The organism is Amycolatopsis sp. NPDC051758 (assembly GCF_044453095.1).
Taxonomy (GTDB): Bacteria; Actinomycetota; Actinomycetes; order Mycobacteriales; family Pseudonocardiaceae; genus Amycolatopsis.
Genome location: NZ_JBITCJ010000005.1, coordinates 678,315 through 702,131 on the forward strand (window position 1 = coordinate 678,315; position 23,817 = coordinate 702,131).

Consider the following 23,817-nt stretch of genomic DNA (forward strand, 5'->3'; position numbering starts at 1 on the left):
CGCTGATTACCGTGGTTGAGGTGACCGGCGAACCGAACCTCCTGGGTGACCACCTCCGCGCCCGCCGCGAGCTGCTCACCCCCCAGCAGGCGGGCATCCCGGCCGCCGGCCTGCGGCGGGTGCCCGGCCTGCGCCGGGAAGAGGTCGCGATGCTGGCCGGCATCAGCGCCGACTACTACCTGCGGCTGGAGCAGGGACGGGACCGCAACCCGTCGAGGCAGGTCCTCGAGTCCCTGGCGCGGGTGCTGCAGCTCGACGACGACACGACGGCGTATCTGATCGGCCTCGCCGAAGCCGGGCCCGCGCGCCGGCGACGTCGCCGGCGTCGAAAGGAAACGGTCCCGCCGAGCATCGTCAAGTTCCTGGCGGCGCTGTCCCTGCCGGCGTTCGTCGAGGGCCGTTACCTCGACGTCCTGGCGGCCAACCCGCTCGCCGCGGCCCTTTCGCCACGGCTGGTGGCCGGAGCCAACCGGTTGCGAGACGTCTTCCTCGATCCGGCCGAGCGGGCCCTCTTCCCGGACTGGGACCGGGCCACGCAGGGACTGGTGGCCGGCTTCCGCCAGTCCGTCGGGACCGAGACCGACGACCCGCGGTTCATCGAGCTGGTCGGGGAGCTTTCCCTGGCCAGCCCGAGGTTTCGCGCACTGTGGGCGCGTCACGACGTCGCGAACCGGCGCGGTGCGACGGTGCGGTTCGACCACCCGCTGGTCGGCGAGCTGGTCTTGAACCGGGAGAAGCTCGTCGTCAGCGAGGCGCCGGGTCTCGTGCTCGCCGTCTACCACCCCGATCCGGGCACGGACGCCGCCGACAAGCTGGCGCTCCTCGGCTCCGCCGCGGCCACGCCCACCCGATCCGAACAGAAGGAAAACCACGCATGAGCAAGCTCGCACTGGTCACCGGCGCCACGTCCGGAATCGGCCGGGCGTTCGCCGAGCGCCTGGCCGCCGACGGCCACGACCTGGTGATCGTCGGCCGCCGGCAGGACCGCCTCGACGAGTTCGCCGCCGCCCACACCGAAGTCAAGGTGCGCGCCGTCGCCGCCGACCTCGCCACCGACGAAGGCATCAACGCCGTCGCGGAGATCTGCGCCGCCGAGCCGCTCGACCTGCTCGTGAACAACGCGGGTGTCGCGCACTACATGCCGCTGGCCGACCTGCCCGCCGACAAGGCGCGCGAACTGGTCACCGTCAAGGTGCTGGCCCCCACGCTGCTCGCGCGCGCCGCCGTCGGGGGCATGCAGGAGCGGGGCCGCGGCACCATCGTCAACGTCGCGGGCATGATCGCGTTCAGCGGGCCCGCGCCGCACTCGCAGCTGCCCCGCCGCGCCGTTTACACCGGCACCCTCGCGCACCTGGTCGCCCTGTCCCAGACGCTCGGCGCCGAGCTCGAAGGCACCGGCGTCCGGGTCCAGGTGGTGTGCCCCGGTGTGGTCGCCACGGAGTTCCACGAGCGGCAGGGCATGGACCTGAGCGCGGTACCCCGCATGAGCGCGGCCGACGTCGTCTCGGCCTCGCTGCGCGGTCTGGAGCTCGGCGAAGTGGTCTGCGCTCCCGGTGTTGAAGACGCGAGCCTGCTGGAGACGGTGTTCCGGGCCGATCTAGCCGCTTTCGGGGGCCAGAGCCCGGAACTCGCCACCCGCTACCGGACGGCCTGAGCCGCGCCGAGGTCGAGGCTCACGAGGCCAGCAGCTCGCGGGTGCGCGCCTGGTCCTCCGCCGAGCCGAACGGCATCACCAGCAGCTCGGTCGCGCCCGCGTCCTCGAGGGATTTCACCTGGCGTCGCACGGTTTCCTCGTCGCCGGCGATGACGCTGTCGGACACCTTCGCGTACCCGTCGCGGTCCAGGATCGCGCGGTACGCCGGGACCGTCGCCGCGGCGCCGTAGTTCTCCTCGACCCACGCACGGCGTTCGTCCACTTCGGACGTTACGCAGATCAGCTGCCCGGTCACCACCCGCGGGGCCGGGCGGCCGGCGGCGGCTTCGGTGATCGTCGGGACCACGAACTCGCCGAGCGCGCGCGGGCCGGCCCAGGTGGTGATCACGCCGTCGGCGAGTTCGCCGGACAGCCGCGTCGACCCCGGGCTCACCGAGCCGACCAGCACCGCGGGCCGCTCGGCGCCGGGGGTGGTCAGGCCGCCCGCCGCGGTGAGCGACTCGCCGTGGACGTCGGCCTTTTCCCCGCGCAGCAACGGGTTCAGCGCCTGGAGGTATTCGCGCAGGTGCCGGATCGGGCGGTCGTAGGAGTAGCCGAACTCGTGCTCGACGATGGACCGGTGGCTGAGCCCGACGCCGAGGTGGACCGGCACCCCGGTGGCGGCCTGGACGGTCAGCGCCTGCGCGGCCATCGTGATCGGGTGCCGCGGGTAGGTCGGCACGACGCACGTGCCCAGTTCGACGCCGGGCGCGGCGGCCCCGAGCGCCGGGAGCGCAGTGAGTGCGTCCCAGCCGCCGCGCTGCGCCAGCCAGAGTGTGCGGTAGCCGAGCTTCGCCGCTTCGCGTGCTTGGGCGGTCATCGCGTCGAAGCCGACGCCGAGTTCGTCGATCAGGATCCCGGTGCGCATGTGCTCTCCCAGTTCAGTAGGCCCGCTCGAGCCGCTTCCGGTCGAGCGCGACGGATTCGGTGAACAGCTGGATGGCGCGCGGCGCGACGGCTCGCAGCTGCGTCGTCGAGACGGCCACCGGTTCGAAGGCGTGGGCGACGGTGTCGGCGATCAACGCGGGCTCCGGCGGGGGCGTGCCGACGAGGAAGCCGTGCAGCACCGCCCGGTAGGCGACGGCGAGCTCACGCGCCGGCCGGTCGGTGCGGAGCAGGTCGTTCGCCGCCAGCAGTTCGAGGTACTCGAGGAAGGCCTCGTCGTGGCGCGGGTCGAGCTTGGCGTGCAGCTTCGGCAGCAGCTTGCCGAGGGTTTCGGCGTCGTCGGCGTGGCTGGCGCGCAGCAGGGGACGCGCCAGCACGTTGGTGTACTGGATCCGGGTCAGCGTCGCGAGCCGGGCGGCGAGCGGGTCGGCTTCCAGCGCCCGGACGAGGTCTTCGATGCTTCGCACGGACTCCCGCAGCAGGACGGCGAGGAACAGCTCCTCGCGGTTCTTCCAGTGCAGGTAGACGGTCCCCTTGCCGACGCCGGCCCGCTCGGCGACGTCCTCGACGGTCGTGCGCCGGTAGCCGGCACGCAGCAGCAGCTCGGCGGCGGCGTCGAGGATCCGCTCGGCCCGCTCGACGCGGTCTTCGGCTGGAGGCATGACGCCATCGTATGACCAAATACGAAATCTGGTCAAACGTCGGACGGAAAAACGGCGGGACGCGCCGGGCGCCCCGCCGTGAGTCCGTCGTCAGCCGTCCGAGGACCGCTTCCAGAGGTTGATGTCCGCGTCGGTGGCGTGGCCGTCGATCTCGGTCAGCTCTTCGGAGCTGAAGTCGAGGTTGCCGAGCGCGCCGACGTTGTCTTCCAGCTGTTTGACGCTGCTCGCGCCGATCAGCACCGACGTCACGCGGTGGTCGCGCAGGGCCCAGGCGAGCGCCAGCTGCGCCAGCGACTGCCCACGACGGCCGGCGATCTCGTTGAGCGCGCGGACGCGGCCCAGGCGGTTCTCGTCCAGGGTGCCCGGGTCGAGGGACTTGCCCTGCGCCGCCCGCGAGTCCTCGGGGACGCCCTTCAGGTACTTGTCGGTCAGCAGCCCCTGCGCGAGCGGGGAGAACGCGATGCAGCCCGCGCCCACCTCCTCGAGGGTGTCCAGGAGGCCGTCCTCCTCGATCCAGCGGTTCAGCATCGAGTACGACGGCTGGTGGATCAGCAACGGCGTGCCGAGCTCGCGCAGCAGCCGCGCCGCCTCGGCGGTCCGCTCCGAGTTGTAGGACGAAATCCCGACGTAAAGCGCTTTCCCGGCGCGGACGGCGGAGTCGAGCGCGCCGACCGTCTCCTCCAGCGGCGTCTCGGGGTCGAAGCGGTGCGAGTAGAAGATGTCGACGTAGTCGAGGCCCAGCCGGCCGAGCGACTGGTCCAGTGAGGACAGCAGGTACTTGCGGGAGCCCCACTCGCCGTACGGCCCGGGCCACATGTCGTAACCGGCCTTGCTGGAGATCACCAGCTCGTCGCGGTAGGGCTTGAAGTCGGTGGCCAGCAGCCGCCCGAAGTTCTCCTCGGCCGAGCCGTACGGCGGGCCGTAGTTGTTGGCCAGGTCGAAGTGCGTGATGCCGAGGTCGAAGGCGCGGCGGGTGATCTCGCGCTGGGTCTGCAGGGGCTTGTCGTGGCCGAAGTTGTGCCACAGCCCGAGCGAGATCGCGGGCAGCTTGAGCCCGGACCGCCCGGTGCGCCGGTAGGGGATCGATTCGTATCGGCCGGAAGCCGCAACGTAGGTCACGCGGCCGATGCTAGCCCGAAGGTCGGGTAGGCTCCTGGTGAGCGACCGCTTAGGAGGCACGTGGTGGGCACGGGATTCTTCACCTCCGTCGACGACGTGTCGGCGAAGCTGGCCGAGGTCGGCTACCTGGCCTCGACGGCGGTGGCGACCACGGTGTTCTTGGCCGACCGGCTCGGCAAGCCACTGCTGGTCGAAGGCCCCGCCGGCGTCGGCAAGACCGAGCTCGCCAAGGCCGTCGCCCAGGTCAGCGGCTCGCGGCTGGTGCGCCTGCAGTGCTACGAGGGCATCGACGAAGCCCGCGCGCTGTACGAGTGGAACCACGCGAAGCAGCTGCTGCGGATCACCGCCGGCCGCGACGAGACGTGGGAGGACGCCCGCACCGACATCTTCGGCGAGGAGTTCCTGCTGCGCCGTCCGCTGCTCACCGCGATCTCGTCCGACGAGCCGACCGTGCTGCTCATCGACGAGACCGACAAGGCCGACATGGAGGTCGAGGGCCTGCTGCTGGAGGTGCTCGGCGACTTCCAGGTGACCGTGCCGGAGCTGGGGACGATCACCGCCACGCGCGCGCCGTTCGCCGTGCTGACGTCGAACGCGACCCGCGAGCTGTCCGAGGCCCTGCGCCGGCGCTGCCTGTTCCTGCACATCGACTTCCCGGACGAGGAGCTCGAACGCGACATCGTCCGGCTCAAGGTCCCGGGCATCAACGCGGCCCTCGCCGATTCGGTCGTCCGGGTGATCGCCGCCCTGCGCGCGATGGACCTGCGCAAGCTGCCGTCGGTCGCCGAGACCATCGACTGGGCGCGCACACTGCTGGCCCTCGGCGCGTCGACACTGGACGAGCAGGTCGTGCGCGAGAGTCTCGGCGTCGTCCTCAAGCACCAGGACGACATCGCCAAGGCCGGGGCCGGCCTGAAGCTCGAACAGGTCCTGGACGCGTCGTGACCGGCGGTGTGCCGGAGCGGCTCGCGTCGTTCGTCAAGGCACTGCGGACCCAGGGCATCCCGGCCGGCCCCGCCGAGACCGTCGACGCCGCCGCGGCGCTGGAGGTGCTCGGTCTCGACGACCGTTCGCTGGTCCGCGAGGGCCTGGCAGCGGCGCTGGTCCGGCGCGGCGGGCAGCGCGCGGTGTTCGACGCCGCGTTCGACCTGTACTTCCCGGCCGGGATCGGCGCGCCGGAACGGGCCCGCGAAGACCAGCCGGCCACGCTGGAGGAGCTGCGTGAGGAGCTCGCCGCCGCGCTGGCGGCCGGTGACGAGCAGGCCCTCTCCCAGCTCGCCGGGCTCGCGGTGGACATGCTCGGGCAGTACGGCTCGGCGTCCGGCCCGGGCGGGGGCTTCTCGGCCCACCAGACCCTGGAGCGGCTCCAGCCGCAGACGCTGATCGCGCGGGTGCTGGCCGCGGTGCGCGGTGGTGGCGCGCGGGGCGAGTTCACCGACCGGCTCGACCGCGACGAGATCCGCCGCCGGGTTGAAGGATTCCGCGGCCGGGTCCGCACCGAGGCGCGCCGCCGGGCGGCCGAGGTCCGCGGCCGCGAGCGCGTCGCCAAGCACGCCATCGCGCCGGCGCCGGACCGCGTCGACTTCCTCATCGCCAGCCGCACGCAGCTCGCCGAGCTGCGCCGGACGATCCAGCCGCTGTCCCGCAAGCTGGCGACGCGCCTGGCCGCCCGCCGCAAGCGCACGACCCGCGGCCAGATCGACCTGCGCCGCACGCTGCGCCGGTCGCTGTCGACGGGCGGGGTGCCGCTGCGCCCGGCCTACCGCCACCGGCGGCCCGGACGCCCGGAAATCGTGCTGCTGTGCGATCTTTCCGGGTCGGTGGCCGGGTTCGCGAACTTCACCATGCTGCTGGTGCAGGCGCTGCGCGACCAGTTCAGCAAGATCCGCGTGTTCGCCTTCGTGGACAGCGCCGACGAGGTCACCCACCTGGTCACCGGCGGCGCGGCCGACCCGGAGCACCTGGGCGCGCGCATGCTGTCCGAAGCGGCGCTGGTGCGCTGGGACGGCCACAGCGACTACGGCGGCTCCCTGCGGCAGTTCACGGCGAACTGGCTCGAAGCGGTCGGCCCGCGCACGTCGGTGCTGATCCTCGGTGACGCCCGCACCAACGGCGGCGACCCGAACCTCGACGCGGTCCGCGCGATCAAGGCCCGCGCCCGGCACGTCTACTGGCTCAACCCGGAACGCCGGTCGCTGTGGTCCACGGGGGACTCGGCGGCGCTGGAGTACGCCGACGTGGTGGAGATGCACGAGTGCCGCACGGTGCAGCAGCTCTCCACGCTGGTCACCCGCCTGCTGCCGGTGTGAGCCAAGCGTTGATGTCGTGCAGCATCCGTTTCTTGGTCGCTTCGGGAGCGAAGGACGCGGTGACGCTCGCCCGTGCGAAGTCCGCCATCGTGGTGTCGTCGTAGCCGAAAGCCTCCTGGACGCGGGCGTATTCGGCGGCCAGCTCGGCGCCGGTGACCGACGGGACGTCGGTGTTGAGCGTGACCGTCAGCCCGGCGTCGAGCAGCCGGGGGAGCGGGTGTTCGGGCAGTGCCGGCACCAGTCCGAGCGTCACGTTCGAGGACGGGCAGACCTCCAGCGCCAGGCCCCGGTCGCGGACCTCGGCGACCAGCTCGGGGTCCTCGAGGACCCGGATGCCGTGCCCGAGCCGTTCGGTGCGGCCGATTTCCAGGGCCTCGCGGATGCTGTCCGGGCCGGCGTCTTCACCGGTGTGGTGCAGGAGGCGGAGCCCGCCGGCGCGGGCCTTCTCGAAGACCGTCGTGAACGGCCGCAGTGAGTGGTTTTCCTCGCCCGCCATGCCGATCGCGAAGACTTCGTCGTACTTCAACGCGAGTTCGAGGGTGCGCTCCGCGCGGTCGACCGAACGGCGGCGGGAGTGGTCCAGCAGCAGCCGCCACTCGAGCCCGGCGGTGCTCGCGTTGAGTCCTTTGAGGACGGATTCGAGCGGCATCTCCGGGTCGCCCAGGCGTTCACCGTGGGATGCAGCGGTGAACGTGACTTCGGCGTAGCGCGTGCCCTGGGCGGCTTCGTCCTCGCAGTACTCGCGGGCGATCCGCTCGAAGTCCTCGGGACGCTGGAGGCAGGCCCGGACGAGCGTGTTGTAGTCGGCGAAGGCGCGGAAGCCGTCGAACACCGGGGGCTCACCCGGGACGTCGACGCCGTTGGCTTCGCCGAGTTCACGGAGCGTGCCCGGCCGGATCGTGCTCTCCAGGTGGACGTGCAGGTGGGCCTTCGGCAGGGCGGCCAGGTCGCGCATGAGCGCGAGCCTAGGGGTGCCCGGTGCTGGTCCGCGCGGCATTTTTGCGGCCGGTGACAGTCCGTCACGCTCTGCTCGAAGGTTTGGCGGTCGTCACACGGGGAACCTTCGGGTGGTTCGTCCGCGTTGTCAGGATGACCGAAACCCGATGAGGGAGGACCACCGTGGCATTCCTGCGCAAGCTCACCGTGCTGGCCGGGGCCGCCGGCGCCGCCCGCGCCTACGCCAAGAAGAACCCCGAAAAGGTGAACCAGTACGTCGGCAAGGCGGCCAAGTTCGCCGACGACAAGACCAAGGGCAAGTACCACCAGCAGATCGCGGGTGCGGTCCGCAAGGTCAACTCCGTGACCGGGCCGAACGGGCAGCCGGGGCCGACGGGCCAGCCGGGACCGGCCGCCGGCCGCTAGGTCACTCGGCCGTCAGGGTCTCGAGGACACCCTCGCCGTACTTGGCGAGCTTGTTCTCGCCGACCCCGCTGACCGTGCCCAGGTCGGCCAACGACGACGGCCGCTGGGTGGCGATCTGGCGCAAGGTCGCGTCGTGGAAGACGACGTAGGCAGGCACGCCCTGCTCCTTCGCGACCCCGGCCCGCCAGGCACGCAGGCGTTCGAACAGCGGGGCCGCCTCCGCGGGCATGTCCACTGCCGCGGCGGCGGCCCGCTTCGGGCCGCGCACCTTCGCCGCGGCCGCACGCTCGGGCTCGCGGCGCAGCATCACCTGGCGATCACCGCCGAGCACCTCGGCGCTCGCCTCGGTGAGCACCAGCGAGCCGTAGTCACCCTCGACCGCGAGCCAGCCCTGGGCCAGCAGCTGCCGCACCACCGCGCGCCACTCCGGCTCGCGCAGCTCGGTGCCGATGCCGAACGTCTTGAGCGTGTCGTGCTGGAACTGCGTGACCTTCGGGGTGGACTTGCCGAGCAGGATGTCGATCACCTGCCCGGCGCCGAACTTCTGCCGCCGCTCGTTGCGCAGCCGGACGATGGTCGAGAGCAGCTTCTGCGCCGGGATCGTGCCGTCCCACTTCTCCGGCGGGCTCAGGCAGGTGTCGCAGTTGCCGCACGGCTCGGCCTGCTGCCCGAAGTAGTTGAGGATCTGCACACGCCGGCATTCCACCGTCTCGCACAGCGCCAGCATCGCGTTCAGGTGCGCGCCGAGGCGCCGCCGGTGGGCGTCGTCACCCTCCGACGTGTCGATCATCTTCCGCTGCTGCACCACGTCTTGCAGCCCGTAGGCGAGCCACGCGGTCGAAGGCAGCCCGTCACGGCCGGCGCGGCCGGTCTCCTGGTAGTACCCCTCGACCGACTTCGGCAGGTCGAGGTGCGCGACGAACCGGACGTCCGGTTTGTCGATGCCCATGCCGAACGCGATCGTGGCGACCACGATCAGCCCGTCCTCGCGCAGGAACCGCGACTGGTGCTTCGCTCGGGTGCGCGCGTCCAGCCCAGCGTGGTAGGGCACCGCCGGGATTCCGTTCTGCACCAGGAACTCCGCGGTCTTCTCGACCGAGTTCCGGGACAGGCAGTAGACGATCCCCGCGTCCCCCTTGTGCTCGGTCTGCAGCAGTTCCAGCAGCTGCCGCTGCGGCGAGTTCTTGCCGACGATCCGGTACTGGATGTTCGGCCGGTCGAAGCTCGCGACGAAGTGACGCGCCTCGTCCAGGTTCAGCCGCGCCGAGATCTCCTTGTGCGTGGCCTCGGTCGCCGTCGCGGTCAGCGCGATCCGCGGCACGTCCGGCCAGCGCTCGTGCAGCGCGGAGAGCTGGAGGTAGTCGGGCCGGAAGTCGTGGCCCCACTGGGCGACGCAGTGCGCCTCGTCGATCGCGAACAGGGCGATCTTCCCGCGGTCGAGCAGCCGCACGGTGGACTCGACCGAAAGCCGTTCCGGCGCCAGGTAGAGCAGGTCGAGTTCGCCGTTCAGGAACGCCGACTCGACCTCTTGCCGGGCCGCGTAGTCCTGCGTGGAGTTGAGGAAACCGGCGCGGACTCCGGCGTTGCGCAGCGCGTCGACCTGGTCCTGCATCAGCGCGATCAGCGGGGACACCACCACGCCGACACCCGGCCGCACCAGCGCGGGAATCTGGTAGCACAACGACTTCCCGCCACCGGTGGGCATCAGCACGAGCGCGTCGCCGCCCGCGACGACGTGCTCCACGATCGCCGCTTGCTCGCCGCGGAAGCTGTCGTAGCCGAACACGCGCCGGAGGATCTCCAGCGCGTCGGACACCGTGGTGGTTTCGAGGTCGGTCTCGGGTGCTGCCACGCGGCCGAGTCTAGAGCCGGGGTCCGACAACTTCCGGACGCCCTCTCCGGCGTGCCGGGGTCCGGCGGGTGACACACTGGTCGTGATGGACGAGTACTTCCCGGTGACCGACCTCGCCGCGCATTTCGCCGGCGAATGGCGGCTCGACCGCGAAATCCTCACCACCGACGGCGATCCGGCGGGGGAGGTGTCCGGCGTCGCCACCTTCACCGAGGAGGACGGTGTCCTCGTCTACCGCGAAGCCGGCGAAATGCGGCTCGGCACCTACCGCGGCCCGGTGACGCGCACGCTGCACTACCGGCCCACCGCGCCCGGCCGGGCCGACGTGCACTTCGACCACGGCGGGTTCTTCCACGACCTCGACCTGCGTGCCGGGCACTGGGACACCGACCACCCCTGCCGCGACGACCTGTACCGCGGCAGCTACCGCGTGCTCGACGCGCGGCACTGGCGGCAGGAGTGGGCGGTCCGCGGCCCGGCCAAGGACCACGTGATCGTCACCCGGTTCACGCGGACGGGCTGAGCAGGTCGCCCAGGTCGATCCGGCGCAGGAACTCGCTCCGGATCCGGTCGCCGACCTCGGCGACCAGCCAACCGCCGTCGTCCGACGGGTCGATGTGCACCCGGAACGGCCGCTCGCCCTTGGGCAGGCCGACCACGCGCGTCAGCTCCTCGGCCACCTTCGCGACGTCCGCGCCGGGCGGGGTGATCTCGGCCAGCTTCTCCGCGACGTGGTCCATCAGCCCCGCATACCGCTCCTCGTAGGCGGTCACGACGGCCTCGTCGGCCGGGTGCCCGGAGTTCGGGAAGTGGTTGGTGCCCGAGGTGAACGCGCCGGGCACGACGATCGTGGTGTCGATGCCGAACCGGGCCAGCTCGGCGGCGTAGCTGACCGCGAGGCTGTCCATGGCGGCCTTCGCGGCGAAGTACGGCGCGAGGTACGGCGGGGTGCCGCCGCGGACGCTGCTGCTCGACACCCACACCAGCAGGCCGTCGCGCTGGGCGCGCAGGTGCGGCAGGGCGGCGCGGTTGACCCGCTGGGCGCCGATCACGTTCGTGTCGTAGAGCTGGGCCAGCTGGTCGGGGGTGAACGCCTCGGCCGGGCCGAGCACCATGTGCCCGGCGTTGTGCACCACGGTGTCCAGCCGCCCGTGCTCGGCGACGATCGAAGCGATCGCGGCGTCCGCGGAGTCCTGGCTGGAGACGTCCAGCTCGACCGAGCGCAGGTCCACGCCGTGTTCACGGGCGTACGCGGCGGCGGCCTCGACCTGCGGGGCGTTGCGGCCGGTGGTGGCGCGCATGCCCGCGTAGACGGTGTGCCCGGCGCGGGCCAGCGCCCGGGCGGAGAGGGCGCCGATCCCGCTGGAGGCGCCGGTGACGACGATGATCATGGCTCTTCTCCTTGTGTTCGAAGGGGGCTCAGACGATGCCGCCGTTGGCGCGCAGCACCTGGCCGTTGACCCAGCGGGCCGGACCGGCGAGGAACGCGACGACCTCGGCGATGTCCTCGGGCTTGCCGAGCCGCTCGAGCGGCGGCTGCTTCGCCATCCGGGCGACGGTCTCCTCGTCCTTGCCGTCGAGGAACAGCGCGGTCGCGGTCGGCCCGGGGGCGACGGTGTTCACGGTGATGTCGCGGCCACGCAGCTCGCGCGCCAGGATCATGGTGATCGCCTCGACCGCGCCCTTGGTGGCGTTGTAGATGCCGTAGCCGGGCAGGTTCAGGCCCAGCACCGACGTCGAGGTGGTGATCACGGCGCCGCCGTCACGCACGCGCTTCGCGGCCTGCTGGGCCACCGCGAAGGTGCCGCGGATGTTGGTGCGGTGCACCCGGTCGAGGACGTCGAAGTCGGTGTCCGCGATCGGCGTGGGTGCGTTCATCACGCCGGCCAGGTGGGCGACGACGTCCACCCCGCCGAAGGTGGCCTCGGTGGTGTCGAACAGCTCCGCGACCGCGGCCGGGTCGCCCACGTCGGCGCGGACGGCGATCGCCCGGCCGCCGCGCCCGGTGATGGCCTCGACGGTGGCCTCGGCTTCCTTCTTGTTGCCGGCGTAGTTGACGACGACGGCCATGCCGTCGGCGGCCAGGCGCTCGGCGACCTGGCGGCCGATGCCGCGGGAGCCGCCGGTGACGATCGCGACGCGGGTCTCTGTGGTGCTCATCGGTTCCTTCTCTCCGGTCGGGCGGCGGTGGTATCGCCGCTTCCGTCGTTCTGTTATCGACGATAGCACTCGGCTGGTAACAGCGCTAGTCTTTCCTTGTTATCGTCGTTACACCCGATCGGGGTCCGGGGCATCCGGCGGTACCGACGCCGCCGGTCGGCCGAATCGCGAGGTCGAGGGTGGGTGGCGGGGTTTCGGAACCGGGCGGCCGGGAACACCTGAGTCATCGGGGGGCTCGACATCCTTGAAGGAGTTTGTGCGATGCCCACATGGCTGATCGTTGTGATCGTCGTCGTGGCCGTCGCGGTGCTGGGCGCCGTGATCTGGCTGGTGACACAGGAAATGCAGCGAAAACGGCTGCGGCAGCGGTTCGGTCCGGAGTACGACCGGGCCGTCGAAGAAAGCGACAACCCGCGTGCCGCGCAACGGGAACTCGCCGAGCGGGAGCGTCGCCACAAGGAGCTCGACATCCGTCCGCTCTCGGCGCAGGCGCGTGAGCGCTACACCCAGAAGTGGGCGCTGGTGCAGGAAAAGTTCGTCGACCACCCGGCCACCGCGGTCGAGGAGGCCGACCAGGTCCTCGTTGCGCTGATGGCCGAACGCGGTTACCCGACCGAGGGTTACGAGCAGCAGGTGCAGGACCTTTCGGTGCAGCACGCCAAGACCCTGACGGACTACCGGACCGCGCACGCCACGCAGCAGAAGCGTGACGGAGCGTCCACTGAGGACCTCCGGGACGCGATGGTCCGCTACCGCACCGTGTTCGAGGACCTGCTGACCGACGGCAGCGACGAGCGGCGGCACGACGACGACCGGCACGACGACGACCGGCACGCCGATGACCGGCACGCCGACGACCACGAGCGGCGGAACGGCCACGACCACAGTGGCCGCGACCGTGCCGACCGGCACGACGCCGACCGCGGTGACACCGAAAAGCCCGAGCGACAGGCATCCGCGCAGCCGCGGACCGAATGGAACGGAGGACGCTGACATGACCGACCACCTGACGAGGCACAGCGCCGACCACGACGAGGACTTCACCGGCCGCGACGACGTCCGTGAACCGGGCGATCTCCGCGACGGTGACACCGATCTCCGCGACGGCGACACCGAAGTCCCCGGCCAGGAGCAGGCCGACTTCCGCGAGCCCGGCACCGACGAGAACCGCGGCAGCGACCAGAACCTGAGCACCGCCGACCTGGCGTCGGCGTCGGCCCAGCCGGAGACCACGACCGCGACCACAACCACGGACGCGCGTCCGGACAACGGTCGCCACGGGGCCGGCGACGAAGCGCCGCCGCTGATCGACGAGGAGAAGGTCACCGGTTTCCGCGACCGCTGGCAGAACGTCCAGACCGGCTTCGTCGACGACCCGCAGCAGGCGGTCCGCGAGGCCGACGAGCTGGTCGCGGCCGTGATCAGCGCGCTGGCCACCACGTTCGCCGAGCACAAGAGCGAGCTGGAAGGCCAGTGGCAGCACGGCGAACCGGCCACCGAGGACCTGCGCGTCGCGCTGCGGCGGTACCGCTCGTTCTTCGACCAGCTGCTGCCGCGCTAGCGGGAACCGTTTGCCGGCGGGCATGATCGGGTAGCACGCCGGTGAACGGGTCCAGCAACGGGAGGCAGCCGATGAACGTGGCCGAACTGCTCGTCGACGGGTTCAGCCGGGTCCGGGAGAACGTGCACGCGGCGGTGGAGGGGCTCACCGCCGAGCAGCTCCGGACCCGGCTGGACGACGAGGCCAACTCGATCGCCTGGCTGGTGTGGCACCTGACCCGGGTCCAGGACGACCACGTCGCCGACGTGGCCGGGACCGAGCAGGTGTGGACCGGTCAGGACTGGCTTTCGCGGTTCGGCCTGCCGTTCCCGGCGGGCGACACCGGCTACGGCCACCGCCCGGCCGACGTCGAAGCGGTCCGGGTGGACAAGCCCGGCCTGCTCACCGGCTACTACGACGCCGTGCACGACCAGACCGTGCAGTTCCTCGAAGGTCTCGACGGCACGAAGCTGGACCGCGTGGTCGACGAGGCTTGGGACCCGCCGGTGACCCTGGGCGTCCGGCTGGTCAGCGTCCTCGACGACGACATCCAGCACGCCGGGCAGGCGATGTTCGTCCGCGGCCTGCTGGAACGCCGGTAACTTTCAATCTTCGTAACCGTCACCGCGGTGGTCGGCGAGCCGCTGCGGGCCCGGGCCGTCGGCGCCGAGCCGGTCGCCCGGGTTGGCGAGCCGGCACTTCGCCAGTGACATGCAGCCGCAGCCGATGCAGTCGCCGAGCTGGTCGCGCAGTTGCTCCATCTGCCGGATCCGCGCGTTGAGGTCGTCCTGCCAGCACCGCGAGATCCGCGCCCAGTCGGCGCGGGTCGGAGTGCGATCGTCCGGCAGCAGGGCCAGCACCTCCCGGATCGTCGACAGCGGCATGCCGACCCGCTGGGACATCCGGATGAACGTCACCCGCCGCAGCGCGTCGCGACAGTAGCGGCGCTGGTTGCCGGCGGTGCGCCGGCTGCGGATGAGCCCTTCGTCTTCGTAGAACCGCAAGGCCGAAGCGGGCACTCCGCTGCGGCGGGCGAGTTCGCCGACCGTCAGGTCCGGCAGCGTCCGGGCTGTGGCGTTCACCATGGTCCCAGCCAACCACAGCCCCGCGCTTGACTTCAAGCGAGCTTGAGGTCTCATCCTGACCCGGACGGCAACAATGCCGCTGTGTCAAGGAGGAAGCGTGTCCGAAGCTCCCGTACGGGTCGCGGTGATCGTGGGAAGTGTCCGGGAAGGACGGTTCGGCCCGGTGGTGGCGGACTGGCTGGCCGGCGTCGCGGGTGACCACGGCGGGTTCGAGGTCGACGTCGTCGACCTCGCCGAGCCCGACCTGCCGCTGGTGATGCCCGCCTTCGGCGCCACCCCGTCCGCGGCCGTCGTCGCCGAAGTCGCGAAGGTGACGCCGCGGCTCGAAGCCGCCGACGCCTTCGTCGTGGTCACGCCGGAGTACAACCACAGTTACCCGGCCTCGCTCAAGAACGCCATCGACTGGCACCGCGCCGAATGGACGGCCAAACCGGTCGCCTTCGTCTCCTACGGCGGGATTTCGGGCGGCCTGCGGGCGGTCGAGCACCTGAGGGCGGTGTTCGCCGAGCTCCACGCGGCCACCATCCGCGAGACGGTGAGCTTCCACGGCGCCCACACGCGCTTCGGAGCCGACGGTGTGCCGAAGGACGACGGCGCCGCCGTCGCGGCGAAGGCGATGCTCGACCAGCTGGGCTGGTGGGCCCGGGCACTCGCCGAGGCCCGGGCGGTCCGGCCCTACCCCGGCTGAGGATTTTCCTTGACTTCAGGTCGGCATGAAGTCGCAGGATGGCAGGTATGACGGCCGAACACCCGCTGCTGGCCCGGCTCGACCGGGCCGACGCGCTGCCCGGCGCCACCGAGCTGCGCGAGGTGACGTACGAGCTGTTGCGCTGCCGGCCCGGTGACCGGGTGCTGGACGTCGGCTGCGGCGGCGGCCGGGCGGTCGCGGAGCTCGGCGCCCGCGGGATCCACGCGGTCGGCGCCGACCGCGACCCGCGGATGCTGGCGGCGGCCCGCACCCGCGCCTTCGAGTTCGTCGAGGCCGACGTGCTCCGGCTGCCGTTCGCCGACGGCGAGTTCCGCGGCTACCGGGCCGACAAGGTGCTGCACGAGCTCACCGACCCGGCGGCGGCGATCGTGGAAGCCCGGCGGGTGCTGGCGCCGGGCGGCCGGGTGGTGCTGTGCGGCCAGGACTGGGACACGCTGGTCCTCGACTCGGACCGCCCGTCGCTGACCCGGGTGATCGTCCACGCCCGCGCGGACACGATCGCCGGCCCCCGCGCGGCAAGGCAGTACCGGGCGCTGCTGGTCGACGCCGGGTTCGCCGAGATCGCGGTCGAAGTCAGGACGATGGTCGACACCGACGGGAGCCTGCTGCCGCTGCTCGACGGGCTCGCGGCGGCCGCCCGCTCGTCCGGGGTCGTGGCGGCGGCCCAGGTCGAGGGATGGCTGGCCGAGCAGTCGGCGCGGGTCGCGGCGGGACGGTTCTTCCTGGCCATCCCGATCTTCGTCGCCTCGGCCACGGCGCCGGAGCGTCCATAGTGGACGAACTGGGCTCCCCTCAGAACGCCTGGCACGCCCGCGACGGCAGCTGGCCGTCCGGCCCGCTGAGCGTGACGGTGCCGTCCACGGCGTAGCTGCCTTCGGCGGCCAGCGCCGCGAACGCGGTGCAGACCAGCTGGTTGATCGCGATCGACGTGAGCCGGTTGATCGGGAACGGCAAGGTGATCACCACCGGCGGGCCGGGAGCCAGGGCGACCGGCCCGCTCTGGGGCGGCAGCCTCGTCACGTAACCCTCGGCCGCCTCGGTGTCGGACGGCCCGTTCAGCAGGATCGACAACGCCGTGCTGACCCCGGCCGTGCCGCTCGCCGGCCGGGTCACCGGGGCCACCCGGCCGTCGATGACGAAGTAGAGGGTCAGGTCCGTGCCGCGGCCGCCGGGCTCGGGGTTCGGCAGGGTGGGCGCCGGCCCGGCCGGGACCGCCCCGGTCGGCTTGATCCCGCACGCGCCGGCCAGCAGCAGCACCGCCAGGACGACGAAGAGCTTCTTCACGGCGCCTCCCGGGGCAGGCGCAGCTCGAACCGGGCGCCGGCGCCGGTGTTGGCCGCGACGATGTCACCACCGTGCAGCCGCGCGTTCTCCCGCGCGATGGACAGCCCGAGCCCGCTGCCCTCGGACCGCGCGCGTGCCGTGTCGGCCTTGGCGAAACGGTCGAAGACCCGGGGCAGCACCGCGTCGGGGATGCCCGGCCCGTGGTCGGTGACGGTGAGCACGACGTCCCAGTGCTCATTCCGCAGCACCACCTCGACCGGCGGCGCACCGTGGCGCATCGCGTTGCCGACGAGGTTCGCCACGACGATGTCCAGCCGCCGCCGGTCGAGCCGGGCGGTGATCCCGGGCGGCAGCTCGGCGACCAGGTCGCCGCCGGGTTCCCAGCCCCGCGCGGCGAGGCTGTCGGTGACCGCCGCGGCGACGTCCAGCTCCTCCCGGCGCAGCTCGGCGCGCCCGGCGTCGAACCGGGAGATTTCGATCAGGTCCTGCACCAGCCGGGTCAGCCGCCGCGTCTCGGCCGACACCAGCCGCGCCGCGACCGCGGTGTCCGGCGGCAGCTGCTCGGCGTCCTCGTCGAGCACGTCGGTGACCGCGTTCATCGCCGCCAGCGGGGTGCGCAGCTCGTGCGAAACGTCGGCGACGAACCGCCGCGCGTCGGCCTCCATCGCGCGCAGCGTGCCGACGGTGCGTTCCAGCTCGGCAGCGGTGTGGTTGAACGTCGTGACCAGCTGCGCCAGCTCGTCGGACCCCTTCACCCGCAGCCGCACGTCCAGCCGTCCCCGGCCGAGCTGGTTCGCCGCGGTGTTCAGCGCGCGGACCGGCCGCAGCACCTGCCGCGCCGCCAGCAGGGCCACCACCACCGCGAACGGGAGGACGAGTGCGGAGTACAGCCACGCCTGGCGGGCGAGGTCGTCGATCGCGGCCTGCTGCTGGCTCAGCGACACCGCCGCGTAGACCTCGAGACCGCTGGGCGTGGTGCCCGTCCCGGTCTGCACCGGGATCCCGACGAGGAACCACGGGTACCCCTGCGCGTCGACCCGCTGGAACTCGATGGTCGTGCCGCGGGCCACGGCCCGGCGCAGCTCGGCGGGCACGCTCTCCGGCGTCATGCCCGACGACGAGTGCAGATCGCGGTACACGACGAGCGCGTCGCTGGACTTGAGCGCCGCCGCGAACGCGTCGAGGGTGGCCTGCGAGGGCGGCAGCGACACGGTCGGCAGGTACGCGACGATCTGGTCGCGCAGCTTCAGCATCGTCTGGTCCTGAATGCCCTCGAGGATGGCGTTGCGGGCGTTGACGTAGCTCGCGCCGGCCCCGGTCGTGGCGCCGAGGATCATGATCACCGCGAAGGCGGCGACCAGGCGCGGTCTCAGCCCGGCGAGCCAGGAGCGGAGCCGCTTCACGACCGGCCGAACCGGTAGCCGAACCCCCGGACGGTCTGCACGTGGTCCGGCTTCGCGGGCACGTCCTCGATCTTCGCGCGCAGCCGCTGCACGCAGGCGTCGACCAGCCGGGAGTCCCCGAGGTAGTCGTGGTCCCACACGGCGGCGAGGATCTGCTGGCGGCTGTACACCTGCCCGGGTGTCCGCGAGAGTTCCAGCAGCAGCTTGAGCTCGGTCGGGGTCAGCGACACCGGGACGCCGCGCTTGGTGACCTCGAGCCCCGCCCGGTCGATCACCAGGTCGCCGTGCCGTTCCTCGGGCTGCGCCGGCTCACTCGGCCGCTCGGCGATCGCGCGGCGCAGCACGGCCCGGATCCGCGCGTCCAGCACCCGCGGTTCGACCGGCTTGGCCACGTAGTCGTCCGCCCCTGCTTCGAGCCCGGCCACGACGTCGAAGTCGTCGCTGCGCGCGGTGAGCATGATGATCGGGACCGGCCCCGACGCCCGCATCCGGCGGCAGGTCTCGAAGCCGTCCATGCCGGGCAGCATCAGGTCGAGCACGACGATGTCGGGCCGGTGGTGCACGAGCACCTCGATGCCGAGCTCACCCGATTCCGCGGTGTGCACCACGTGCCCCTGCCGGCGCAGGGCCAGCTGCAGTCCTTCCCGCACCGCCGCGTCGTCTTCTACCACCAGTACCTCGGCCACGGCGCCATTATTCGGAAAAGCGCACGTCATGGCGACCCGGGCGGATCTTGTAGCAAAACCATGACATCGCTCTGACGGGATCTCGAAATGCCGCGCCCAGACTCGGGGACATGGCAGTGATCCTTTTCGAGACGCGACCCGTGACCCCTCCGCCCGCTCGCCACGCGCTCGTGACCCGGGCCGTGTCCCGAACCGCGGTGCTCGCCGCGAGCGCGGCCGGGTTCGCCCTCGCCTTCGTTGCGGCCTACCTGCTCTTCGTGCGTACGGAAGCCGGGCGCGGCGTCGAGAACGGGGTCGTCCGCAGTGCCCAGGCCGCGGGCGCCACCGTGAGCTGGGCGGTCCCGCTGCAGGAGGCCGACCTGGTGGTCGTGCTCGGCGCCGTCGCGGTGCTGCTGGTGGTGATCTCCCTGGTCCGGCGGCGGTTCGCCCTCGGCGTCACGGCGTTGCTCCTGCTGGCCGCGCCGCTGGTGGTGGCGCAGCTGCTCAAGCTGTACGTCCTGGACCGCCCGAGCACCGGCGACCGCTTCGGCGTCGCGGACCACAACAGTTTCCCGAGCGGGCACGTCAGCGCGGCGATGGCCGTGCTGGTGGCGCTCGCGATCGTCCTGCCCCGCCGCTTCCGCCTGCCGGCCCTGGTCGCGGGCGGGGTCGTCGTCGCCTGGGTCGCGGCCGCGGCCGTGGCACTGGGCTGGCACCGGTTGAGCGACACCGTCGGCGGCTGCCTCCTGGTCGCCGCGGTCACCTGCGCCGGGGCGGCGGTGGTGTCCGCCCGCCGCCCCGACGGTGACCGGGTGCCGCCGATCCCGATGCTGTGCGGCCTGCTCGCCCCGCCGGCGCTGGTGCTCGCCGGGTTCGCGGTCCTCGGCACGGCAACGTCCGGGGCCGCCCAGTTCGTCGCCGCGATGGTGCTCGCCGCGCTGTCGGCACTGACGGTCGTGCTGCTGCTCGCCGGGCCGCTGCGCCGGGTCACGTTCGACCCGGCCGAGGGACGCGTCCGGCGGCTCCGGCGGCACTGACCGGTGGACTTTCGGGGATCTCGCGCACCCGGAGGGTCGGCTCGCGCACCTGGACGGTCGGCTCGCGTGCCTGGACGGTCGGTTCGCGTGCCTAGAGGGTCGGTTCGCGTGCCTGGAGGGTCGGTTCGCGTGATCGGGCGGGCTTTACCCGTGATTGGGCGGGTATCTCGCGTGATTGAAGGGGCATCACGCGTGATCGGCGGGGCGACACGGTGGTCCGGGCCTGGTGAGCGGGCCAGTTTCGGGGGATTGGCCCGCGACAGCCGCGGGAGTGCCGCCTACCGTCGGGGAGATGCACCCGAGGCTGGCCGAAGACCTGAACTCCCTGCCCGATCTTCTCGACGCGGCAAGGAAACTCGCCGGCGAAGCACTCGCCGGGCTGCCTGACCGGGCGGCCGCCGTCTCGCCGGTCGCCGTGGCACGGGCGCCTCTGCCGCTCCGGGGTGTCGGAGGCCGGGGAGCGCTGGAGGAGTTCTCGCAGCACTGGGAGCCCGGTTTTGCGGCCAGCGCGGGTCCCCGCTACCTCGGGTTCGTGACCGGCGGCGCAACACCGGCGTCGTTGGCCGGGGACTGGCTGACCGCGGCCTACGACCAGAACCCCGCCAGCGGGATGGACTCCTCGGCCCAGGAGCTGGAACGCGAGACCGTCGGCTGGCTGGCCGAGCTGTTCGGGCTGGGCGCGGAGTTCTCCGGCGCGTTTGTCACCGGCGCCACGATGTCCACGGTGACCGGCCTGGCCCTCGCGCGCGAATGGCTCGGCGAGCGGGCCGGGGTGTCGATCTCGGAAGCCGGCCTCGCCGCGCTCGGCCCGGTCACCGTCCTGTCCGGTTCACCGCATTCGAGCATCCTGAAGGCGTTGTCGTTCCTCGGAATGGGCCGGACGGCGCTGCGGAAGATTCCGGTGCTCCCGGACCGAGAAGCCGTCGACGTCGCGAAGCTCGCCGAGGCGCTCGAGTCCCTCGACGGCCCGGCGATCGTCGTCGCGAACGCGGGCACGGTGAACACCGTCGACTTCGACGACCTGCGCGCGATCGCCGAGCTCAAGCAGCACCACGACTTCTGGCTGCACGTCGACGGCGCGTTCGGCGCGTTCGCGGCGCTGACCCCGGAGCACGCGGAGCTGGTCGCGGGCCTCGACCAAGCCGACTCGGTCGTCGTCGACCTGCACAAGTGGCTCAACGTGCCCTACGACTCGGCCGTCCAGTTCACCCGGCGCCGCGACCTGCAGCTGCGGGTGTTCAGCAACAACGCGGCCTACCTCGGCGAAATCGGTGAGACGCCGGACTTCCTGCACCTCACCCCGGAGAACTCGCGGCGGCTGCGCGCCCTCCCGGCCTGGTTCTCGCTCGTGGCCTACAGCCGGGACGGGCACCGCGAGATCGTCGAACGCTGCGTCTCGCTGGCCCGGGACCTCGGCGCGCGGATCGACGCCTCACCACACTGGCGGCTCCTCGCGCCGGTGCGGCTCAACGTCGTCTGCTTCAGCCCGGCCGCCGAGGTCGGCCAGGACGGGATCGACGCCCTCGTCCGCGCCATCACCGAGGACGGGACCACGTTCCTGACCCCGACCGTCTACGACGGCCGGCCCGCGCTGCGTGCCGCCTTCAGCAACTGGCGGACGACCCCGGCCGACGTCGAGCGGGTGTTCGCCGCGCTGGAGCGGGTGCGCGCCGGCTAGCTGCGGTCCGACTTCGGCATCAAGTACTTCCACGGTGACGCGCCGGCGCCCAGTTCGCACGGCACGTGCACCAGCGCCGGCCGCCCCGCGGCGAACGCCTTGTCCAGCGCGCCCCGCAGGTCGTCCGGGGTGCGCGCGGTCAGGCCGAGCGCGCCGAACGTCTCGGCCAGCCGGGCGAAGTCCGGGTTCCGCAGCCGCCCGCCCAGCGCCCGGCCCTCGAACAGCCGCTCCTGGTCGAGGTGGACGTTGCCGTAGTAACCGTTGTCGAACACGACCGCCACCACGTTCAGTCCGTATTGGACGGCTGTCGCCAGCTCCTGCGCGGCGAACATGAAGCCGCCGTCACCGGCCACCGAAACCACCGGCCGGCCGGGATGGGCCGCCTGCACACCGAGCGCGGTCGGGTAACCGAAGCCGAGCGTGCCCTGGTGGCCGCAGGTGATGAAGGTGCGAGGGGAGTAGACCTCGAACCCGAAGTAGGACGCGAAGCCGACCTGGCAGATCTCCTCGACGAAGAAGCCGTCGCGCGGCAGCACGTCCCGGATCGCCCGCAGGTACTCCAGTTCCGGCCCGACGTCGGCGAAGCGCTCGGCCACGGTGGCCTTCAGCGTGGTGAACTCCGCCGTCCGATCCGTCCTTTGTGGACCGACGGCTCCGGTGAGCGCGGCCGTGGCGTCGGCGGCGTCGGCGACGATCGCGACGTCCGCTTCGAGCCGGGTCGCCTGCCGCGGGTCGATGTCGAGCAGGATCGTCTTCAGGCCCGCGGGCTTGTCCGGCCAGCGGAACCAGGACAGCTCCATCCGCGACCCGATGCCGACGACGACGTCGGTCTCCGCCCACCGCTCGAAGCCGGAGACGCAGGTGAAGCCGAGCGGGTGGTCGTCACCCACGATGCCGCGCCCGCCGCGGAACGGCACCACCGGCGCCTGCAGCCGCTCGGCCAGCGCCCGGACCTCGGCGGACGCGTGCCGGGCGCCGCCGCCCACCATGATCATCGGGTGCTTCGCGCCGTCCAGCAGCTCCGCGGCTTTCTCCACCGCGACCGGGTCGACGACCGGCCGGGGCAGCGGCAGCGGGCCCACCGCGTCGGCCGGGCCGCGCAGCCCCAGCACGTCCCACGGCACCGCCAGCGAAACCGGCCGCGGCCGCCCGCCCGCCGCCTCCCGGAAGGCGGTCGCCAGCGCGTCCGGGATTCCGGCCGGGTGCTCGACCAGCGCCGACCACTTGGTGAGCGTCCGCAGGGTGGCCAGCTGGTCGGGCATCTCGTGCAGGTGCCCGAGCCCGCGGCCGAGGTACGCGCGCGGGATTTCGCTCGTCAGGCACAGGACGGGCGCGCTCGCCCCGTGCGCCGAGAGGAGCGCGGCCGACGAATTGAGGACACCGGGGCCGGGCACCACGCTGTAAACGCCGGTGCGGCCGGTCGCCTGGGCGTACCCGAAGGCCATGTACGCCACGGTCTGCTCGTGCCGGGCGCCGATCACCCGGATCTCGCCGCCGGCGCGGGCGAGGCTGTCGAACAGGTCGTAGGTCTGCACACCCGGCAGGCCGAAGACGGTGTCCACGCCGTGTGCCCGCAGCCCGTCGACGATCAGATCGGCCGCGGTGGGAGCGGGCTGGGACAGCGGCATCGGCACGGCCTCCTGGGCGTCGTCCGTCGGCGAGACAATATATGGTTTCCTACATGATCAGCGCGTCCTCCGGAAGACCGGCCGTGACCAAGTCCCAGCTGGCCTACGACACGATCAAGGCGAGGATCCTCGACGGCCGCTACGGGCCGGGGTACCGGCTGGTGCTCGACCAGATCGGCCGCGAGCTCGACGTCAGCGCGGTGCCGGTCCGCGAGGCCCTGCGCCGGCTCGAGGCCGAAGAGCTGATCCAGTTCGAGCGGAACGTCGGCGCCCGGGTGATCGCCATCGACCCCACCGCCTACCGGCACGCGATGGAAACCGTGGCGATCGTCGAGGGCGCGGCGACCGGCCTGGCCGCGCCGCTGCTCACGCTGGACGCGCTGGCCCGGGCCCGCTCGTTGAACGAGCGGATGCGCCGAAGCCTCGCCGAGTTCGACCCGCTCGCGTTCACCGCGCTGAACGCCGAGTTCCACGAGGTGCTGTTCAGCGCCTGCCCGAACCCGAACCTGGTCGACCTGGTGCAGCGCTGCTGGACCCGGCTGGCCGCGGTCCGCGACAGCACGTTTTCGTCGGTGCCGGGCCGGGCGCCGGCTTCGGTCGAGGAGCACGAGCGGTTGCTCGCGCTGATCGAGGGCGGAGGTGATCCGGCGGAGGTCGAGCGGTTTGCGCGAGGGCATCGGCTGGCGACGCTGGAGGCCTACCTCGCGCGGGAGCGGTGACGGTCGCGGTGCCGGGAAGGTGCCGGC

The 23,817-nt window shown here is 72.2% G+C and carries 26 protein-coding genes; 14 read left to right on the forward strand and 12 right to left on the reverse strand.

Annotated features, from left to right (window positions below):
* Positions 1-20: 20 nt before the first annotated feature.
* Both ACIA5G_RS26785 and ACIA5G_RS26790 read left to right on the forward strand, forming a co-directional pair.
* Positions 21-878 carry a helix-turn-helix domain-containing protein gene (locus ACIA5G_RS26785; protein WP_395927810.1) on the forward strand — a complete coding sequence of 286 codons (858 nt, stop codon included), beginning with the start codon at positions 21-23 and terminating at the stop codon, positions 876-878.
* Positions 875-1,654 carry an SDR family NAD(P)-dependent oxidoreductase gene (locus tag ACIA5G_RS26790; RefSeq protein ID WP_395927811.1) on the forward strand — a complete coding sequence of 260 codons (780 nt, stop codon included), beginning with the start codon at positions 875-877 and terminating at the stop codon, positions 1,652-1,654. Before ACIA5G_RS26785 ends, ACIA5G_RS26790 begins: the two co-directional genes overlap by 4 nt.
* A gap of 19 nt (positions 1,655-1,673) precedes the next feature.
* Here ACIA5G_RS26790 and ACIA5G_RS26795 read toward each other — a convergent pair whose 3' ends face one another.
* From ACIA5G_RS26795 to mgrA, 3 genes are all read right to left on the reverse strand, one after another.
* Positions 1,674-2,561, reverse strand: a complete 888-nt coding sequence (locus ACIA5G_RS26795) for a TIGR03564 family F420-dependent LLM class oxidoreductase (RefSeq protein ID WP_395927812.1) — start codon at positions 2,559-2,561, stop codon at positions 1,674-1,676.
* 13 nt (positions 2,562-2,574) lie between these two features.
* Positions 2,575-3,240, reverse strand: coding sequence for a TetR/AcrR family transcriptional regulator (locus tag ACIA5G_RS26800; protein ID WP_395927813.1), 666 nt, complete (start codon positions 3,238-3,240; stop codon positions 2,575-2,577).
* 90 nt (positions 3,241-3,330) lie between these two features.
* Positions 3,331-4,359, reverse strand: coding sequence for an L-glyceraldehyde 3-phosphate reductase (gene mgrA, locus ACIA5G_RS26805; RefSeq protein WP_395927814.1), 1,029 nt, complete (start codon positions 4,357-4,359; stop codon positions 3,331-3,333).
* A 63-nt stretch (positions 4,360-4,422) separates the two neighbouring features.
* Here mgrA and ACIA5G_RS26810 point away from each other — a divergent pair, with 63 nt between their 5' ends.
* On the forward strand, positions 4,423-5,304 hold the full coding sequence (locus ACIA5G_RS26810) for an AAA family ATPase (RefSeq protein WP_395927815.1): 882 nt from the start codon (positions 4,423-4,425) through the stop codon (positions 5,302-5,304).
* Positions 5,301-6,668 carry a VWA domain-containing protein gene (locus ACIA5G_RS26815; RefSeq protein WP_395927816.1) on the forward strand — a complete coding sequence of 456 codons (1,368 nt, stop codon included), beginning with the start codon at positions 5,301-5,303 and terminating at the stop codon, positions 6,666-6,668. The genes ACIA5G_RS26810 and ACIA5G_RS26815 overlap by 4 nt, the downstream gene beginning before the upstream one ends.
* Here ACIA5G_RS26815 and add read toward each other — a convergent pair.
* Positions 6,646-7,623, reverse strand: coding sequence for an adenosine deaminase (gene add / locus ACIA5G_RS26820; protein ID WP_395927817.1), 978 nt, complete (start codon positions 7,621-7,623; stop codon positions 6,646-6,648). The two genes, ACIA5G_RS26815 and add, sit on opposite strands and share 23 nt — an antisense overlap.
* A 164-nt stretch (positions 7,624-7,787) precedes the next feature.
* On the opposite strand from add, the gene ACIA5G_RS26825 reads away from it, so the two are divergent.
* On the forward strand, positions 7,788-8,030 hold the full coding sequence (locus ACIA5G_RS26825) for an antitoxin (RefSeq protein ID WP_395927819.1): 243 nt from the start codon (positions 7,788-7,790) through the stop codon (positions 8,028-8,030).
* A 1-nt stretch (position 8,031) separates the two neighbouring features.
* Here ACIA5G_RS26825 and recQ read toward each other — a convergent pair whose 3' ends face one another.
* Positions 8,032-9,882 (reverse strand): DNA helicase RecQ, encoded by a 1,851-nt coding sequence (gene recQ / locus ACIA5G_RS26830; RefSeq protein WP_395927821.1) that lies wholly within the window; start codon positions 9,880-9,882, stop codon positions 8,032-8,034.
* A gap of 85 nt (positions 9,883-9,967) precedes the next feature.
* On the opposite strand from recQ, the gene ACIA5G_RS26835 reads away from it, so the two are divergent.
* On the forward strand, positions 9,968-10,405 hold the full coding sequence (locus ACIA5G_RS26835) for a DUF6314 family protein (RefSeq protein ID WP_395927823.1): 438 nt from the start codon (positions 9,968-9,970) through the stop codon (positions 10,403-10,405).
* Here the strand turns inward: ACIA5G_RS26835 and ACIA5G_RS26840 are convergent.
* Positions 10,389-11,273: an SDR family oxidoreductase gene (locus ACIA5G_RS26840; RefSeq protein WP_395927825.1), complete on the reverse strand. Its 885-nt coding sequence runs from the start codon at positions 11,271-11,273 to the stop codon at positions 10,389-10,391. The two genes, ACIA5G_RS26835 and ACIA5G_RS26840, sit on opposite strands and share 17 nt — an antisense overlap.
* Before the next feature lie 28 nt (positions 11,274-11,301).
* A complete protein-coding gene (locus ACIA5G_RS26845) occupies positions 11,302-12,042 on the reverse strand; it encodes an SDR family oxidoreductase (RefSeq protein WP_395927827.1) in 741 nt (246 codons plus the stop codon).
* Positions 12,043-12,303: 261 nt separating this feature from the next.
* Between ACIA5G_RS26845 and ACIA5G_RS26850 the strand changes: the two genes are divergently transcribed.
* The 3 genes from ACIA5G_RS26850 (at position 12,304) to ACIA5G_RS26860 (ending at position 14,184) form a co-directional block, all read left to right on the forward strand.
* Positions 12,304-13,035, forward strand: a complete 732-nt coding sequence (locus ACIA5G_RS26850) for a hypothetical protein (RefSeq protein ID WP_395927829.1) — start codon at positions 12,304-12,306, stop codon at positions 13,033-13,035.
* Position 13,036: 1 nt separating this feature from the next.
* Complete coding sequence (locus ACIA5G_RS26855; protein ID WP_395927831.1) at positions 13,037-13,603, forward strand: hypothetical protein; 567 nt, start codon at positions 13,037-13,039, stop codon at positions 13,601-13,603.
* Positions 13,604-13,674: 71 nt separating this feature from the next.
* On the forward strand, positions 13,675-14,184 hold the full coding sequence (locus ACIA5G_RS26860) for a DUF664 domain-containing protein (protein ID WP_395927833.1): 510 nt from the start codon (positions 13,675-13,677) through the stop codon (positions 14,182-14,184).
* 3 nt (positions 14,185-14,187) lie between these two features.
* Here the strand turns inward: ACIA5G_RS26860 and soxR are convergent, their stop codons facing one another.
* Complete coding sequence (gene soxR, locus ACIA5G_RS26865) at positions 14,188-14,667, reverse strand: redox-sensitive transcriptional activator SoxR (protein ID WP_395927835.1); 480 nt, start codon at positions 14,665-14,667, stop codon at positions 14,188-14,190.
* 97 nt (positions 14,668-14,764) lie between these two features.
* Here soxR and ACIA5G_RS26870 point away from each other — a divergent pair, with 97 nt between their 5' ends.
* Both ACIA5G_RS26870 and ACIA5G_RS26875 read left to right on the forward strand, forming a co-directional pair.
* Entirely contained in the window at positions 14,765-15,355 is a 591-nt protein-coding gene (locus tag ACIA5G_RS26870) for an NADPH-dependent FMN reductase (RefSeq protein WP_395927837.1), read from the forward strand.
* Between the two features lie 47 nt (positions 15,356-15,402).
* Positions 15,403-16,149, forward strand: a complete 747-nt coding sequence (locus ACIA5G_RS26875; RefSeq protein ID WP_395927838.1) for a methyltransferase domain-containing protein — start codon at positions 15,403-15,405, stop codon at positions 16,147-16,149.
* A gap of 19 nt (positions 16,150-16,168) precedes the next feature.
* On the opposite strand, the gene ACIA5G_RS26880 is transcribed toward ACIA5G_RS26875, so the two are convergent.
* The 3 genes from ACIA5G_RS26880 to ACIA5G_RS26890 all read right to left on the reverse strand — a co-directional run bounded on the left by ACIA5G_RS26880 (position 16,169) and on the right by ACIA5G_RS26890 (position 18,749).
* Complete coding sequence (locus ACIA5G_RS26880; protein ID WP_395927840.1) at positions 16,169-16,660, reverse strand: hypothetical protein; 492 nt, start codon at positions 16,658-16,660, stop codon at positions 16,169-16,171.
* Positions 16,657-17,997 carry an ATP-binding protein gene (locus ACIA5G_RS26885; RefSeq protein ID WP_395928039.1) on the reverse strand — a complete coding sequence of 447 codons (1,341 nt, stop codon included), beginning with the start codon at positions 17,995-17,997 and terminating at the stop codon, positions 16,657-16,659. The genes ACIA5G_RS26880 and ACIA5G_RS26885 overlap by 4 nt, the downstream gene beginning before the upstream one ends.
* Positions 17,998-18,059: 62 nt before the next feature.
* Positions 18,060-18,749, reverse strand: coding sequence for a response regulator (locus ACIA5G_RS26890; protein WP_395927842.1), 690 nt, complete (start codon positions 18,747-18,749; stop codon positions 18,060-18,062).
* Positions 18,750-18,859: 110 nt separating this feature from the next.
* On the opposite strand from ACIA5G_RS26890, the gene ACIA5G_RS26895 reads away from it, so the two are divergent.
* Together ACIA5G_RS26895 and ACIA5G_RS26900 are read left to right on the forward strand one after the other, a co-directional pair.
* Positions 18,860-19,765, forward strand: a complete 906-nt coding sequence (locus ACIA5G_RS26895) for a phosphatase PAP2 family protein (protein ID WP_395927844.1) — start codon at positions 18,860-18,862, stop codon at positions 19,763-19,765.
* A 292-nt stretch (positions 19,766-20,057) separates the two neighbouring features.
* Positions 20,058-21,443: a pyridoxal phosphate-dependent decarboxylase family protein gene (locus tag ACIA5G_RS26900; RefSeq protein ID WP_395927846.1), complete on the forward strand. Its 1,386-nt coding sequence runs from the start codon at positions 20,058-20,060 to the stop codon at positions 21,441-21,443.
* Here the strand turns inward: ACIA5G_RS26900 and ACIA5G_RS26905 are convergent.
* Positions 21,440-23,071, reverse strand: a complete 1,632-nt coding sequence (locus tag ACIA5G_RS26905; RefSeq protein WP_395927848.1) for a thiamine pyrophosphate-dependent enzyme — start codon at positions 23,069-23,071, stop codon at positions 21,440-21,442. The two genes, ACIA5G_RS26900 and ACIA5G_RS26905, sit on opposite strands and share 4 nt — an antisense overlap.
* Positions 23,072-23,112: 41 nt before the next feature.
* On the opposite strand from ACIA5G_RS26905, the gene ACIA5G_RS26910 reads away from it, so the two are divergent.
* Positions 23,113-23,790: a GntR family transcriptional regulator gene (locus ACIA5G_RS26910; protein WP_395927850.1), complete on the forward strand. Its 678-nt coding sequence runs from the start codon at positions 23,113-23,115 to the stop codon at positions 23,788-23,790.
* Positions 23,791-23,817: the final 27 nt, after the last annotated feature.